Below are 14,674 nucleotides of genomic sequence, written 5' to 3'. Positions count from 1 at the left end.
GCTCACAGGTTGTACTGCTTGCGTTTGCGATACAGGGTCGAGGCGTCGATGCCGAGGGTTTTCGCCGCTTGATCCAGAGTGCCGGCGGTGGCCAGAACCGCGCCGATGTGCGCTTTCTCCAGCTCGTCCAGGCTCAGCGCCGCGCCGACCCGTGGCGCGTTGTTGGCCGGTTGTTCGGCCATGCCCAGGTGGCTGATTTCCACGCGTTCCTGCGGGCAGATGATGCTCGCTCGCTCGACCACGTTGCGCAGTTCGCGAATGTTGCCCGGCCAGCGATAACCGAGCAGTGCTTCGCGGGCCTCGTCGCTGAAGCCCCGCGCCGGACGCGCGTACTCTTTGACGAAACGTGCGAGGAAGCGATCGGCAAGGGTCAGGATGTCTTCGGCGCGCTCGCGCAATGGCGGCAGATGCAGGGTGATGACGTTGAGACGATAGAGCAGGTCTTCGCGGAAACGTCCGTCGCGGACCATGTCTTCGAGGTTGAGGTTGGTGGCGGCGAGGATGCGCACATCGGCGCGGCGAGTGACCGGATCGCCGACCCGCTCGTATTCCTTGTCCTGGATGAAGCGCAGCAATTTTGGTTGCAACGTCAGAGGAAAGTCGCCGATCTCGTCGAGAAACAGCGTGCCGCCATCAGCCTGATTAACACGCCCCAAGGTGCTTTCACTGGCACCGGTAAACGCGCCACGACTATGGCCGAACAGCTCGCTTTCCATCAACTCGGCAGTCAGCGACGGGCAGTTGATGGTGACGCAGGACTTCTTCTCGCGCTTGCTCCAGCCGTGGATCGCACGGGCCAGTTCACCTTTACCCGTGCCGGACTCGCCAAGGATAAGAATGTTAGCGTCGGTGCTTGCGACCTGACGGGCCGTTTCCAGCACGACTTTCATCGCCGGGCTGTGGGAATCAAGACCGTCTTTCGGTTTGCGGATCTCGCCTTCCAGCGCTTCAAGGCGCGCGGAGAGCTGGCGCACTTCCAGTTGCTTGGCGGTGGCCAAGCGCAGTTGATCAGGGCTGCACGGCTTGACCAGATAATCGGCGGCGCCAGCCTGGATGGCATCAACAGCGGTGTCGACCGCCGAATGGGCAGTGACGATCACTACGCGCATCCACGGCGCCTGAATGCGCATCTGTGCAAGAACGTCGAGACCGTTGTCCTCGCCCAGACGCAAATCGAGGAAGCACAGGTCGAAGACCTGACGTTGCAGCAAAGCATCGGCTTGGGCCGCGCTATTGGCGGTGGCTACCGTATAGCCTTCGTCTTCGAGGCAATAACGAAACGTACGCAGGATGGCGGATTCATCGTCCACCAGCAGAATGCGGCCTTGTTGCTCAGTGGCAGATTCCATTTTTCCTACGCTCCATAGTGATTAGTCTTGGGTTAGTCCCGGAAAAATCGGGCAAGTTGCATGGTTGATTCTGAACGATACCAGCCATAGGAGGGTAGCTCTCTACTGCCATAACGGCCAATTCATTGATTTCGTTGAGTTTTAAAACATTCGGCGTTTTGCAGGGCAGATCCTGCGTCCTCTTCTGACATCTGCGTACCGGTAGCAATTCCATATCATCGAAATTTCCCACGAAATAATCGTGCATTGCGCACGACCGCAGAAGAGCCATCGTGCAGGATGCGTCGCAGGAAATTTCCGAAGAGTACGTAACTTATTGTTTTTATTGATAATTTCTGACATCAAAAAACTGGCATGCAGGCTGCAATACTTCACTCAGCCCGGGCAGAACAGCACTGCCCCAACAGAACAAGCGTGAGGAACACAGGATGACTCGCCCAATCGCCGCCCAAGTACGTATTTCGCCACTGCAGATCCAGCAAGGTCTGTTCGGTGTACTGGCGTTGCTGATCACCCTGATCGTCTGCCAGCAGTACATGAGCTGGGAAAACAGCCGTAAACCCGAGCCATTGATTTCGATGCAGCACAGCACTCAGACGCACTTCAGTGCCGTGAGCAGCAGCCAGGCTGAAAACGCTTCGATGCACATGATCGATGTCGACCAGGCGCAACCGCTGGATCAATTGCCACGGGAAGAGCGCTGGGTTTTCTAAGTCAGTGAATACATTCGGGCGCGTAGCGCCGGAAACCGGAAACACCCCTAAATAGAGAAGTAAGGAGAATCACCATGTTGAGCTGGGCAATTACATTCTTGATCATTGCCATCATCGCCGCCGTTCTGGGCTTCGGTGGTATCGCGGGCACCGCCACGGGTATCGCCAAGATTCTCTTTGTCGTGTTCCTGGTGATGTTCATCGCTTCCTTCTTCTTTGGCCGTCGCGGCCGAGGTTAACGATGATCGGTCTCAAGACATTGGCCGCCGCCCTGCTTCTGGGCGGCAGTGCCATGGCCATGGCGGCCAATGACGGCCAGACCCGGGTCAACGAACTGCTCGCCTCCGACGCGCAGTACCGTGAAACCTGGGAAGGCGTGATCAAAAAGGAAGAGCGCGTACCGGAATGGGTGATCAACCTGTCCGGCACTTCCGAGCAACAGATGCACGCCGTTACGGAAGATGGTGATCAGTATCTGGTCGGCCCGCTCTGCGAGAGTCAGGACAAGTGCCTGAATCACCGGTTGATCGTGGCCTTCAGCTTCGACAAGGATGACGCCTACGCCATGCTGGTCGATGTGCCGGAAGGTCTGCCGCAAGACAAGTCGCCGACGCGACACGCGACTTATCGCTTCTTCGGCAAACCTGATCAGGGCATGCAGGATCTGCTGATGGAAACCCTGAAGAAAGATCCGAAGTGGTACTGACGCAGAACGCGCAAAGGTTTCGAACACGAAAGCAGCGCCCCGCTGCTTTCCATTGCGCCGCCCGATGAGGGTCGGTGCATGACCAGGGGGCCGGGACGTTCTGACTGATGCAGGGTCGGAGTGACCTACGGGTACAGGGAGTACCTGCGCAAGGGCCGGGTCAGGGTAAAAGCTGCGCCGCAGGTTCGTCGACCCGATGGTCTGACGAATCTGCGCTGGGCTTTGAATCAGCTAAACCATTGATCCAGCGCGCCAATCCCCTTCTTAGAATCGTCGACACTGTGCGGAAAAACATTTCGCGGTGTTTCCTGACGACCGTATATCGACAAAGATCGCGCTCGATTCGTGTGACTCCTAGTCTTTCGATTTGGAGTTTTTCTGGAAATTTCCGCCAATTCCCGCTGTACAAAATTTGACCGCCCTAAGCTGTAATGGCCGGTTCACGGCACTTATGCCGGCTGAAATGTCACAATCGAACCGCTTGGGACGCCAGTTTCAATTGAAAAAACTCATGCCGATTCGGCATAGGGTAGGCGTTTACGGCATTAGACGGCGCCACCTTGCATCGGAATAGTTGCGCCTTTTTTCGCCTGCCGAAGAGCCGTAAACACGCGCTTCGGGGCACCTTATACGGAGGCAGATGCACAGACTTTTCCGCTGATGAGCGTTCCAGTTCCTGCATGTGCCTGAGTCAAACGCAAGTAAGGGTAAAGATAATGAAGAAGGCAAAAATCAGCCTCGCCTGGCAGATCCTCATCGGTCTGGTTCTGGGGATTGCACTGGGTGCGTTGCTCAATCACTTCAGCGCCGAGAAGGCCTGGTGGATCAGCAACGTCCTGCAACCGGCAGGCGATATCTTTATCCGTCTGATCAAGATGATCGTGATCCCGATCGTCATTTCCTCGCTGATCGTCGGCATCGCTGGCGTGGGCGACGCCAAGAAGCTCGGGCGTATCGGCCTGAAGACGATCATCTATTTCGAGATCGTCACCACCATCGCCATCGTCGTCGGCCTGGTGCTGGCCAACGTGTTCCATCCGGGCACCGGCATCGACATGAGCACCCTGGGCACGGTGGATATCTCCAAGTACCAGGCGACCGCCGCCGAAGTGCAGCATGAACATGCGTTCATCGAAACCATCCTCAACCTGATCCCGTCGAACATCTTCGCGGCCATGGCTCGCGGCGAAATGCTGCCGATCATCTTCTTCTCCGTACTGTTCGGTCTCGGCCTGTCGAGCCTGCAGTCGGACCTGCGCGAGCCGCTGGTAAAGATGTTCCAGGGCGTTTCGGAAAGCATGTTCAAAGTCACCCACATGATCATGAACTACGCTCCGATTGGCGTATTCGCACTGATCGCGGTGACCGTCGCCAATTTCGGCTTCGCTTCGCTGTTGCCGCTGGCAAAACTGGTGATTCTGGTTTACGTCGCCATCGCCTTCTTCGCCTTCGTCGTGCTGGGCCTGATCGCCAAGCTGTTCGGCTTCTCGGTGCTCAAGCTGATGCGCATCTTCAAGGATGAGCTGGTGCTGGCCTACTCCACCGCTTCCTCGGAAACCGTGCTGCCACGTGTCATCGAGAAGATGGAAGCCTACGGCGCGCCGAAAGCCATCTGCAGCTTCGTGGTACCGACCGGTTACTCGTTCAACCTCGACGGCTCGACCCTGTACCAGTCGATCGCGGCGATCTTCATTGCCCAGCTGTACGGCATTGACCTGTCGATCAGCCAGCAACTGCTGCTGGTGTTGACGCTGATGGTCACCTCCAAAGGCATCGCCGGCGTACCGGGCGTGTCCTTCGTGGTGCTGCTGGCCACTCTGGGCAGCGTTGGCATCCCGCTCGAAGGCCTGGCGTTCATCGCTGGTGTCGATCGCATCATGGACATGGCGCGTACTGCACTGAACGTGATCGGTAATGCCTTGGCAGTGCTGGTTATCGCGCGCTGGGAAGGCATGTACGACGACGCCAAGGGCGAGCGTTACTGGAATTCCCTGCCGCACTGGCGCAGCAAGGAAAAACTGCCGGCTGGCGAGATTTCCAAGAACTGACACCCCCCTGTAGGAGCTGCCGCAGGCTGCGATCTTTTGATCTTGCTTTTAAAAAACAAAATCAAAAGATCGCAGCCTTCGGCAGCTCCTACAGTAGATTGAGGCCACCCAGTAAATCGGGGGGCGGCAGATCCATACGAACCCTGGAGAAATCCGGGGTTTGTCGTTTCTGGTGACCCCGCTATCATTCGCCGCATTCTTCGGGGGATTTGACTGATGCTTAATGGCCTGTGGCTTGGCTTCTTCATCGTGGCAGCCGTGTCGGCGCTGGCGCAGTGGCTGATCGGCGGCAACGCCGGGATCTTTGCGGCGATGGTGGAAAGCATTTTCGCCATGGCCAAGCTGTCGGTCGAAGTCATGGTGCTGCTGTTCGGCACCCTTACCCTGTGGCTGGGCTTTCTGCGCATCGCCGAAAAGGCCGGGATCGTCGAGTGGCTGGCCAAGGTCCTCGGCCCGCTGTTTCTGCGGCTGATGCCGGAAGTCCCGGCCGGCCACCCTGCCCTTGGCCTGATCACGCTGAACTTCGCCGCCAACGGTCTGGGCCTGGACAACGCCGCCACGCCGATCGGCCTCAAGGCCATGAAAGCGCTGCAGGAGCTGAACCCCAGCGCCACCATCGCCAGTAATGCGCAGATCCTGTTTCTGGTGCTCAATGCCTCGTCGCTGACCCTGCTGCCCGTGACCATCTTCATGTACCGCGCCCAGCAAGGCGCGCCGGATCCGACGCTGGTGTTCCTGCCGATTCTGCTGGCGACCAGTTGCTCGACCATCGTCGGCTTCCTCTCCGTTGCCTTCATGCAACGCCTGCGCATCTGGGACCCGGTGGTGCTCGCCTATCTGGTGCCCGGCGCGCTGATCCTCGGCGGCTTCATGGCCCTGCTTGGTACGCTTTCTGCGACAGCACTGGCGGGATTGTCGTCGATCCTCGGCAATCTCACGCTGTTCGGCTTGATCATGCTGTTCTTGCTGATCGGCGCGCTGCGCAAGGTCAAGGTGTACGAGGCGTTCGTCGAAGGCGCGAAAGAGGGCTTCGATGTGGCGAAGAACCTCTTGCCGTATCTGGTGGCGATGCTCTGTGCGGTTGGCGTGTTGCGCGCCTCTGGTGCGCTGGATTTCGGCCTGGACGGTATTCGTCATCTGGTCGAGTGGGCCGGCTGGGACACGCGCTTCGTCGATGCGCTGCCGACGGCGATGGTCAAACCGTTCTCCGGCAGCGCCGCGCGGGCGATGCTCATCGAGACCATGCAGACTTCCGGCGTCGACAGCTTCCCGGCGCTGGTCGCGGCGACGGTGCAGGGCAGTACCGAAACCACGTTCTATGTGCTGGCGGTGTACTTCGGCGCGGTGGGGATTCAGCGCGCACGGCATGCGGTGGGGTGTGCGTTGCTGGCGGAGTTTGCTGGTGTGGTGGGCGCTATCGGGGTCTGCTACTGGTTCTTTGGTTGATAAAGAACCCTGTGGGAGCTGGCTTGCCAGCGATGAGGGAAGCACATCCGAAATATCTGGTAGCTGACACACCGCCATCGCGGGCAAGCCCGCTCTCACAGGGATTGTGTTGGGCTTAAGGCCTTTGGGGGGCCAGTTTCTGGCCTTGCTCCACGGCCCAGGCCACAACCTTGGCCGTAAGGCGATCACTGGCCTGGCCAAACCCGGCGACCACCGCTGGCACCTGCACATCATTCAACGACTGGCGCTCTTCAAAACGGCGGCTGGCGAGGATGCGCTGGTCGTAACCACGCACCAGCAACGCATCAACCCGCACCACAACGCCGGCCTGGGTGCCCTGATATTCGGTCTGAAACGCCTGCAAACTACCGCCCAGTTCCAGATCCGCCTGGAAGTTGCTGTCGTCGGTGCTCAGCAACGTCACTCTGCCGTCACGCTGGAATCCATCGAGCAGGCGATTGCGCAGCAGCACCGGCGCCGGATCACTCCAGCGCGAGCCCTTGTAGGAGCTGATCACATCGCCCTGCGGAATCACGGCAATGCTCGGCCGGTTCAGTGCTTCGCTGGCCTGCAATTTATTCAAGCGCAGCGACCACGACTGCGCCGTCGCCGGGCTGGCCGAGGCGGGCGCCGGTGCAGCGGGCAGGCGGTAAACATCCGAAGGTTCCGACTTGGGCAAGATCGAGCACGCGCCGATCAGGGTCAGGCCAGCGCCGAGCAGGGCGATTCGAGTCAGTTTCATGGGGTGAATTCCTTGTTCTTGTCGCTGCCCAGCAGGTAGCCGCTGGGATTGGCCTCAAGGCGCTGGGAAATCGCGCGCAGCGAGGTCAGCGTCTCGCGCAGTTCGCGAATCGCCGGGGCCAGGCCGTTGAGGCCCTGCATGCCGTTATCCAGCGAGTTCTGGTTTTTGCTGAGCAAGCCGTTGATGGTCACGCTGCTTTGCTCCAGCGACTTCATCGCCTGCTCGGCGCTGCCAAGGGCCTGTTTGCCCTGATCGTTGAGCAGGCCGTTGGCGTTGCGCATCAGCAGCGAGGTCTGCTCGAGCATGCTGCCGGCCTGTTTGCCGACTGTTGCCAGTTGCTGCATGGCTTGCTTGATGTCGCCGCGCTGGTCATTGATGGTGCCGGTGGTCTGTTCCAGATGGGCGAGGGTCTTGCTCACGCGCTCGACGTTTTCCGCGGAGAACATGTGGTTGGCGTTTTGCAGCAGGGCGCTGATGCCGGTCATCAAGTCGCTGCTGTCGTTGAGCAGACGCGAAATAGGCGAGGGCGAGGCGACCAGCGTTGGCAGCTTGCCGTCATGCCCGCGCAATTTCGGGCTCTCTGGCGTACCACCGCTCAGCTGGATGATCGACGTGCCAGTAATGCCGGTCAGTGCCAGTTTGGCCTGGGTGTCTTCCTTGACCGGCGTGTCGCCCGCCAGACGAATCCGCGCCAGCACCCGACGCGGGTCCTGCGGGTCGAGGCGCAGGCTGACCACGTCTCCGACCTTGATGCCGCTGTACTGCACCGAGCTGCCCTTGGACAGACCGCTGACCGCCTCGTTGAACACCACTTCGTAATCCTTGAATTCGGTGTCGACGCTGGACTTTGCCAGAAACAGGCCGAAGAGCAGGGCGCCGGCCACGACGATCACCGTGAACAGGCCGATCAACACATGATGGGCTCGGGTTTCCATATCAGACCTCGTTGAGCAGTTTGGCGGCGTCCAGCGCCGAGCGGCCGCGCGGGCCGTGGAAGTATTCGTGAATCCACGCGTCGGCGGTTTCCGAGACGACGTCGATAGGGCCGGCAACCAGCACTTTCTTCTGCGCCAGCACCGCCACGCGATCGGTGATGGTGTACAGCGTGTCGAGGTCGTGGGTCACCAGAAACACGCTCAGCCCCAACGCATCACGCAGGGTCAGGATCAATTGATCGAACTGCGCCGCGCCAATCGGATCAAGGCCGGCGGTGGGTTCGTCGAGAAACAGAATGTCCGGATCCAGCGCCAGGGCCCGCGCCAGTGCCGCGCGCTTGATCATGCCGCCGGACAGCGACGCCGGGTATTTATCCGCCGCCGACAACGGCAGCCCGGCCAGCGCCAGTTTCACCGCCGCCAGATGCTCGGCGTCGTGACGGCTGAGGCCGGCGTGTTCGATCAGGGGCAGGGCGACGTTCTCGGTCACGGTCAGCGACGAGAACAGCGCGCCTTTCTGGAACAGCACACCGAAGCGGCGTTCGATCAGCGAGCGTTCATGCTCGGCCAGGTTCGGCAGGTTCTGGCCGAAGACTTTGACCATGCCTTCGCTGGGCCGATTCAGCCCGACAATGCTGCGCAGCAGCACCGATTTGCCGGTACCGGAACCGCCAACCACGGCGAGGATCTCGCCCTTGTACACGTCCAGATCAAGGTTCTCGTGCACGCTCTGCGGGCCGAAGCGATTGCACAGGCCACGGACTTCGATCACCGCCTCCGAGGGCGCGCGGGGTAGACGACTCACCAGCCCATCTCCATGAAAAACAGCGCAGCCACCGCATCAAGCACGATCACCACAAAAATCGACTGCACCACGCTGGAGGTGGTGTGCGCGCCGACCGATTCGGCGCTGCCGCTGACCTTGAAACCTTCCAGGCAACCAATTGCCGCGATCAGGAAGGCGAAGATCGGCGCCTTCACCAGCCCGACCAGAAAATGCTGAATGCCGATGTCCGATTGCAGCAGCGAAAGGAACATTGCCGGCGAAATGTCCAGCGACACCGCACAGACCACACCGCCGCCGACGATCCCCGAGAGCATCGCCAGAAACGTCAGCATCGGCAGCGCCACCAGCAGCGCCAGCACACGCGGCACCACCAGCAACTCGATCGGGTCGAGGCCGAGGGTGCGGATCGCGTCGATTTCTTCGTTGGCCTTCATCGAGCCGATCTGTGCGGTAAAAGCACTGGCGGTGCGCCCGGCCATCAGGATCGCCGTGAGCAACACGCCGAATTCGCGCAGGAACGAGAAGCCGACCAGGTCCACGGTGAAAATCGTCGCGCCGAAACTGGCCAGTACCGTGGCGCCAAGAAACGCCACCACCGCACCGACCAGAAACGTCAGCAAGGCCACGATCGGCGCAGCGTCGAGGCCGGTCTGCTCGATGTGCGCGATCATCGGCGTGATCCGCCAGCGCTTGGGCCGCAACAGACCACGGGCGATGACTTCGAGAATCAGGCCGACGAAGCCGAGCAGCTGCATCGTGTCTTTCCACACCGTATCCACTGCGCGGCCGATGCGCGTCAGCAGTTGCACGCTGACGCTGATTTCCGGTTCCTTGATCGGCACGCAGAAATCGCTCAGCGAGCAATACACGGTTTGCAGCAAGGCGCGATCAGCCGTCGAAAGGGTGCAATCGGGGTGTTCGGCGGTTTTGCCCAAGCGCTCGGAACCGAGCAGCTCGACCAGCAACGAGGCGCCGGCGGTGTCGAGGGCTCCGAGGCCGTTCAGATCGATGGAAGTGTTGACGTCGTACTGGCCGCGGAGCTTTTCGCTCAGATGCTTGAGCGCGGTGTAGTGGGCGAGCGTCCAGTCGCCGCTGACCCGCAGACGGGCAGGGCTGAGCGCGGTGTCCAGGTGGGCACTGCCGGGGGTTGGGCTGCTGGTCATAAGCTCCGTGCTTGTACGGCCGTTACGAGATCCTACGTAATAGCACGAACCGGATTACTTTTCTTTGGCCGGTGTGCTGTCGGTAATTGCGAAACGCAGCACGCCAATCAACTGGCCATCCTCGGTCAGCACCCGCACCTGCCACTTGCCCGCCGGGTTGCCGGGGAAGTTCTGTTTGTGCGTCCACGCCCGGTAGCCTTCCTTGCGCCCGCCATGGATGTCGAGGGCGATGCGGTCGACCTCTTTGCCGTTGAAAGTCCACACGTGATAAATCCGCTCGTCGAGACCGCGCGGCGCGTTGATCGCAGTGTAGGCGTAGAGCCCGCCGCTGCGGATCTGCTCGGCACTGACGGTGTCGAGGCTGGCGCCGGGGGTGCGATCCTGCAACTGCGTGCTGATCGCTACGTCGGTCATCCACAGCGTTGCCGGCGGCACCCACGAACGCAGCGCCCAACCGACGCCGCCGATGCCGAAGGTAATGAACAGAATCGCCAGGGCATTGCGCACCGTGCGGATCGGGAAGATTGACGCCAGGCTCGGGAACGACAGCAGCACGGCAATTCCCAGCGCCCATTTGAAACTCTGCGCGGTGGTCAGGTGCATGATCACCGGCAACGCAGTGAGCAGTGCGGCGAACAGGGTCAGGGTGTGCAGCGCGAGAAACGCCCAGCGCCGTGGCGCCAGCCATTTGTAGTACAGCGGATCGACGATAGAGATCATTGCAGCAACGCTGAGCAGCCCCGTAAAGACAAACTGGCCGCTGTTCCACGTGGTGGTGATGAAGAAGAACGGCAGGACGAAAAACAGGCTTTCCTGATGGATCATCTGCGTCGCATAACGCAGCAGCGGCTGGGGAATCTCGCGCTTGAAGATCCGCGTGAACAGCCCGGTCAGGGTGTTTTCCAGCATCAGCCAGATCCAGCTGAGCAGCATGATCACCGTGATCCAGCTGGCCAGCCCCTGTTGCCGATCGACGAGGATGAAACTGCCGACCCCGGAAATGAAACCACCCGCTGCGATCAACCCGGGGTAGCGCTTCATCAGCTCGAGAAGGCGCTGGATAAGGAGGGTCAGTTTTGGCATTTTGGCGGTTCACGACGTTATGGGGAAAATCCCGGAAAGGTTAACGCCGCATGCCCCCTGTGGCGAGGGGATTTATCCCCGATCGGCGGCGCAGCCGTCGTAGATCCTGCGAGCGAATTTTGTCTGGATATACCGAGCAGCCCTTATTGGGGCTGCTGCGCAGCCCATCGGGGATAAATCCCCTCGCCACAAGTGCTCACTCACCACAGGATCAATGGCTTCCAGCAATTTTGTGGCGACGATACACACGCCAGCCGATCAACATCAGCAGTACCAGACCCACCCCACCTGCAGCCAGCCACAACACCTGATCATCACTGATCAAAGGCTTCTCGATCCGGATATACCCCGGCTGCAGCAACAGCTCGCGCATCGCCTTGTTCGCCGCTTCCAGCGTCACCCCTTGCAGCTCGCGCGCGGGATTGGCAAAGCGGCCATCCTGATAGTCGGCCAGCGCGCTCCAGTAATAGTCCGCCAGCGCGCTGTTGCCCTGCACGGCCCAGGCCTGGTGAGCAATGGCGGCTTGTTTGATGCGGGCGAAAGTGCTCGGGTCGAGGCCGTTTTTCAGCAGGTCGGCTTTGAGGTCATCGAGTACCTGGATGGCTTCGTCGACGTCATCGCGATCCAGGTCCGCGTTGAGGCTCATGAAGCCGACACCGCCGAACACTTCACGCTCGGCCCAGGGCCCGTACGACAAGCCATGGTTGAGACGAATCTGCCGGTACAGTGCCCAGTCGAGGTAATCCTTGAGAATGTCGAACGTCTGATCGTACTGATCGTCGAGCACCGGTTCCGGCACCAGCCAGTGCAGTTTGGCGCTGTCGCCAATGAAGCCACGGGTGAGGGTGCGCTCATGGGCGGCGCTGGTGCGGATGTCCGGCAGCGCGCGGTGTTCGGTGGGCTCGACCGGCTCCAGCTCGCCCCAGGTACGCTCGAGATAGGCCGGCAGCAGTTTGTCGAGTTCGCCGACGACGATCAGGGTCATGTTGTTCGGCGCGTACCAGGCCTTGCGCACCTTCTCCAATTGCTCTTGGGTCAGATGGCCGACTTCGGCACGCTGCGGGCATTTCAGTCCCAGCTCGACAGCCAGTTGATTGCTCGCGGTATGACCGAGGTCCTGACGGTCGAGGAAACGTTGCAGCCTGGTGTAATGCCCGCCGTCCTCACGCTCGACCACCCGTTTCGCCGCGTTGATTGCGTTGTCGTCGATGCGTGTCTGGGTCAGCAGCGCGAGCAGCAGGTCGAGCACCTTGCGCTGGTTTTTCGCCGGGGCCTCGATGACGAACGTGGTGTCGGCGTTGCTGGTGAACGCATTCCAGTCACCGCCCAGCGCCTGCATGCGTTCTTCCAGACCACCTTCGCCAGTGGCGTCGATACCGCTGAACAGCAGGTGTTCGAGCAAATGCGGCAGCTCTTTCTCGTCGCAGTCGAAATCATCCAGGCCGACGCCGACCACCAGCCGGATCGCCACATGCCCACGCTCGGTGCCGGGCTTGAGCATCAGCTGTAAACCATTGGGCAGCGCATAGCCTTCGACCTGAAACCGATCCAGGGCAAAAGCGGGCAGGGAACCGAGCAACAGACAGGCAAACAACAGGCAACGCATAACAGGCTTCCATACGGCTGATTTGGAGATCCGTGTCGTCAGTCAGGGCCCCATCGCTGGCAAGCCAGCTCCCACAAGGATCTGCGGCGCTTACAAAACCCTGTGGGAGCTGGCTTGCCAGCGATGACGGTCTCAAGGCTGAACCACTGTAACTGACTGGCCCCAGCCCCAGACGTTCAAGGCGAATGCGTAATGTCGGCCATGTCATCCACCGCCAGCGCGCCGGTGTCCGCCGTTTCCAGCACCACATAGGCGCTGCTGCAGAACAAAGAATTGAGCCGTTTCATGTCGGCGATCAACTCCAGATGCAGCGAGCTGGTCTCCAGGCTCTGAACGATCTTGCGTTGCAAACGGCTGACATGCGCATGGGCCAGACGCCGTTCCTGCGCACGAAAGCGGCGTTTCTCCCGTAACAACTGCCGCGCGCTTTCGCGGTCGCCGCTGAGAAACACCGACAGGCCCAGGCGCAGGTTGGCGATCAGTTGCTGTTGCAGCCCGGCAAGATCTTCCAGGCCTTCTTCGGAAAACGAACGACGCTGCGAAGTCTTCTGCTGCTGGATCTTGCGCAGCATGCGCTCGATCAGGTCGGCGGCGAGTTTCAGGTTGATCGCCAGTTCGATGATCTCGGCCCAGCGCCGACTGTCGTGCTCGCCGAGATCCTCGCGGGGCATCTGCGCCAGATACAGCTTGATCGCGCTGTACAGCGCTTCGATGTCGTCGGTCAGTCGGCGCATCTCCTGGGTGACGGCGGTCTGCTTGCCGCGCAACACATCGAGGGAGGCGTCGAGCATGTTGTCGAGCAGATCACCCATGCGCAGGGTTTCCCGCGCGGCATTGGCCAGCGCCAGGCTCGGCGTGACCAGCGCGGTCGGGTCGAGATGGCGTGGTTTGGCGGCGCCGTTGACCTCCGGCCGCTCGGGCAGCAGCCACGCACAAAGCCGCGCCATCGGCCCGACGCTGGGCAGCAGGATCAGGCAGCGCGCGGTGTTGTAGAGCAGGTGGAAGCCGATGACCATTTCCTGCGGGCTGAAATCGAGGCTGTCGATCCAGTGCACCAGCGGGTCGAGTACCGGGATGATCAGCAGCAGGCCGATCAGTTTGTACAGCAGACTGCCCAGCGCAACCTGGCGGCCGGCGGCGTTCTGCATGCTGGTGCTCATGAAGGCAAGAATGCCGCTGCCGATATTGGCGCCGATCACCAGACCGATCGCCACCGGCAAGCTGATCACCGCAGCACCGGCCAATGTAGCGGTGAGCAGCACGGCGGCGAGGCTGGAGTAGGAAATCATCGCGAACAGGGCGCCAACCAGGGCGTCGAGGAGGATGTCGCCGGTCAGCGAGGCGAAAATCACCTTCACCCCCTGCGCATGAGTGATCGGCGCAGCGGCCTCGACGATCAATTGCAGGGCGAGAATGATCAGCCCCAGCCCGATCGACACCCGGCCCATCTGCCCGAGCCGCGTCTGTTTGCGCGACAGAAAGAAAATCACCCCGAGGAAAATCAGCAGCGGCGACAGCCACGACAGATCGAGGGTCAGCACCCGCGCCATCAACGCGGTACCGACATCGGCGCCCAGCATGGTCGCCAGCGCCGGGGTCAGCGCCATCAGGCCCTGGCCGACAAACGAAGTGACCAGCATCGCCGTGGCGTTGCTGCTCTGCACCATGGCGGTGACGAGAATACCGGCGATGAACGCCAGCCATTTCTTCGACATGTTCTGGCCGATGACATGTCGCAGATTGGTGCCATAAACCCGCAGGATGCCGGTTCGGACGATGTGCGTGCCCCAGATCAACAGGGCGACGGCGGACAACAGATTGAGCAGGGTGAGCATGCAGACCCCCTGTAGTAGCAGCGCCCCAGAGGGGCAAGTGAACGGCACCGCGCGGTTTCTACGTTTTTGATACTTAAGCTGTAGTTGGCGAACGGTCTCGGCGCCAGCATTGCACAGCTAAAGAGTGGATTGAAACAAAAGTGTCATGAGAAGCGCTTCATACACTCCCATTTAAATCAACGCCGCCCCTGTGGGAGCTGGCTTGCCAGCGATGGCGTCGGCACAACCAACATTGATGTCGCCTGACATTCCGCTATCGCT

13 protein-coding genes are annotated in these 14,674 nt (G+C 60.7%); 5 read left to right on the top strand and 8 right to left on the bottom strand.

The genetic code is table 11. The annotated features are described in order from the left end of the window. Nucleotides 1–2: 2 nt before the first annotated feature. On the bottom strand, nucleotides 3–1,349 hold the full coding sequence (gene algB / locus ASG55_RS24545; RefSeq protein ID WP_024014980.1) for a sigma-54-dependent response regulator transcription factor AlgB: 1,347 nt from the start codon (nucleotides 1,347–1,349) through the stop codon (nucleotides 3–5). A 428-nt stretch (nucleotides 1,350–1,777) separates the two neighbouring features. Between algB and ASG55_RS24540 the strand changes: the two genes are divergently transcribed. The 5 genes from ASG55_RS24540 to ASG55_RS24525 all read left to right on the top strand — a co-directional run bounded on the left by ASG55_RS24540 (nucleotide 1,778) and on the right by ASG55_RS24525 (nucleotide 6,262). Continuing rightward, nucleotides 1,778–2,062, top strand: a complete 285-nt coding sequence (locus ASG55_RS24540) for a hypothetical protein (protein WP_024014979.1) — start codon at nucleotides 1,778–1,780, stop codon at nucleotides 2,060–2,062. A gap of 74 nt (nucleotides 2,063–2,136) precedes the next feature. Further along, nucleotides 2,137–2,301, top strand: a complete 165-nt coding sequence (locus tag ASG55_RS26630) for a DUF1328 domain-containing protein (RefSeq protein ID WP_003177151.1) — start codon at nucleotides 2,137–2,139, stop codon at nucleotides 2,299–2,301. A 2-nt stretch (nucleotides 2,302–2,303) separates the two neighbouring features. Then, nucleotides 2,304–2,768 (top strand): inhibitor of vertebrate lysozyme family protein, encoded by a 465-nt coding sequence (locus ASG55_RS24535; RefSeq protein ID WP_016772356.1) that lies wholly within the window; start codon nucleotides 2,304–2,306, stop codon nucleotides 2,766–2,768. Between the two features lie 716 nt (nucleotides 2,769–3,484). After that, nucleotides 3,485–4,816, top strand: a complete 1,332-nt coding sequence (gene gltP, locus ASG55_RS24530; protein ID WP_039757150.1) for a glutamate/aspartate:proton symporter GltP — start codon at nucleotides 3,485–3,487, stop codon at nucleotides 4,814–4,816. Nucleotides 4,817–5,032: 216 nt separating this feature from the next. Continuing rightward, nucleotides 5,033–6,262 carry a nucleoside recognition domain-containing protein gene (locus tag ASG55_RS24525; RefSeq protein WP_041476489.1) on the top strand — a complete coding sequence of 410 codons (1,230 nt, stop codon included), beginning with the start codon at nucleotides 5,033–5,035 and terminating at the stop codon, nucleotides 6,260–6,262. Between the two features lie 115 nt (nucleotides 6,263–6,377). Here ASG55_RS24525 and ASG55_RS24520 read toward each other — a convergent pair whose 3' ends face one another. The 7 genes from ASG55_RS24520 to ASG55_RS24490 all read right to left on the bottom strand — a co-directional run bounded on the left by ASG55_RS24520 (nucleotide 6,378) and on the right by ASG55_RS24490 (nucleotide 14,413). Then, the gene (locus tag ASG55_RS24520) at nucleotides 6,378–7,004 is read right to left on the bottom strand and encodes an ABC-type transport auxiliary lipoprotein family protein (RefSeq protein WP_056791202.1); all 627 of its coding nucleotides are present in this window, start codon (nucleotides 7,002–7,004) and stop codon (nucleotides 6,378–6,380) included. Then, a complete protein-coding gene (locus tag ASG55_RS24515) occupies nucleotides 7,001–7,939 on the bottom strand; it encodes an MlaD family protein (protein WP_016772359.1) in 939 nt (312 codons plus the stop codon). The genes ASG55_RS24520 and ASG55_RS24515 overlap by 4 nt, the downstream gene beginning before the upstream one ends. 1 nt (nucleotide 7,940) lies before the next feature. Next, nucleotides 7,941–8,744, bottom strand: a complete 804-nt coding sequence (locus ASG55_RS24510; protein ID WP_056791199.1) for an ABC transporter ATP-binding protein — start codon at nucleotides 8,742–8,744, stop codon at nucleotides 7,941–7,943. Continuing rightward, the gene (locus tag ASG55_RS24505) at nucleotides 8,741–9,889 is read right to left on the bottom strand and encodes an ABC transporter permease (RefSeq protein ID WP_056791195.1); all 1,149 of its coding nucleotides are present in this window, start codon (nucleotides 9,887–9,889) and stop codon (nucleotides 8,741–8,743) included. The genes ASG55_RS24510 and ASG55_RS24505 overlap by 4 nt, the downstream gene beginning before the upstream one ends. Nucleotides 9,890–9,943: 54 nt before the next feature. Further along, nucleotides 9,944–10,972, bottom strand: coding sequence for a DUF5924 family protein (locus ASG55_RS24500; RefSeq protein WP_056791192.1), 1,029 nt, complete (start codon nucleotides 10,970–10,972; stop codon nucleotides 9,944–9,946). Between the two features lie 211 nt (nucleotides 10,973–11,183). After that, the gene (locus ASG55_RS24495) at nucleotides 11,184–12,578 is read right to left on the bottom strand and encodes a M16 family metallopeptidase (RefSeq protein WP_056791189.1); all 1,395 of its coding nucleotides are present in this window, start codon (nucleotides 12,576–12,578) and stop codon (nucleotides 11,184–11,186) included. Nucleotides 12,579–12,754: 176 nt separating this feature from the next. Further along, on the bottom strand, nucleotides 12,755–14,413 hold the full coding sequence (locus ASG55_RS24490) for a Na/Pi cotransporter family protein (protein ID WP_056791186.1): 1,659 nt from the start codon (nucleotides 14,411–14,413) through the stop codon (nucleotides 12,755–12,757). Nucleotides 14,414–14,674: the final 261 nt, after the last annotated feature.

The organism is Pseudomonas sp. Leaf434 (assembly GCF_001425545.1).
Classification (GTDB): Bacteria; Pseudomonadota; Gammaproteobacteria; order Pseudomonadales; family Pseudomonadaceae; genus Aquipseudomonas; species Aquipseudomonas siliginis.
Note: the sequence above shows the minus strand (reverse complement) of the source record. Positions and strands in the feature narration are given on the sequence as shown.

Excerpts from the sequence above, each read along its gene's own strand:
- algB (WP_024014980.1), bottom strand. The coding sequence starts at position 1,349 with ATGGAATCTGCCACTGAGCAACAAGGCCGCATTCTGCTGGTGGACGAT.
- ASG55_RS24540 (WP_024014979.1), top strand. The coding sequence starts at position 1,778 with ATGACTCGCCCAATCGCCGCCCAAGTACGTATTTCGCCACTGCAGATC.
- ASG55_RS26630 (WP_003177151.1), top strand. The coding sequence starts at position 2,137 with ATGTTGAGCTGGGCAATTACATTCTTGATCATTGCCATCATCGCCGCC.
- ASG55_RS24535 (WP_016772356.1), top strand. The coding sequence starts at position 2,304 with ATGATCGGTCTCAAGACATTGGCCGCCGCCCTGCTTCTGGGCGGCAGT.
- gltP (WP_039757150.1), top strand. The coding sequence starts at position 3,485 with ATGAAGAAGGCAAAAATCAGCCTCGCCTGGCAGATCCTCATCGGTCTG.
- ASG55_RS24525 (WP_041476489.1), top strand. The coding sequence starts at position 5,033 with ATGCTTAATGGCCTGTGGCTTGGCTTCTTCATCGTGGCAGCCGTGTCG.
- ASG55_RS24520 (WP_056791202.1), bottom strand. The coding sequence starts at position 7,004 with ATGAAACTGACTCGAATCGCCCTGCTCGGCGCTGGCCTGACCCTGATC.
- ASG55_RS24515 (WP_016772359.1), bottom strand. The coding sequence starts at position 7,939 with ATGGAAACCCGAGCCCATCATGTGTTGATCGGCCTGTTCACGGTGATC.
- ASG55_RS24505 (WP_056791195.1), bottom strand. The coding sequence starts at position 9,889 with ATGACCAGCAGCCCAACCCCCGGCAGTGCCCACCTGGACACCGCGCTC.
- ASG55_RS24500 (WP_056791192.1), bottom strand. The coding sequence starts at position 10,972 with ATGCCAAAACTGACCCTCCTTATCCAGCGCCTTCTCGAGCTGATGAAG.
- ASG55_RS24495 (WP_056791189.1), bottom strand. The coding sequence starts at position 12,578 with ATGCGTTGCCTGTTGTTTGCCTGTCTGTTGCTCGGTTCCCTGCCCGCT.
- ASG55_RS24490 (WP_056791186.1), bottom strand. The coding sequence starts at position 14,413 with ATGCTCACCCTGCTCAATCTGTTGTCCGCCGTCGCCCTGTTGATCTGG.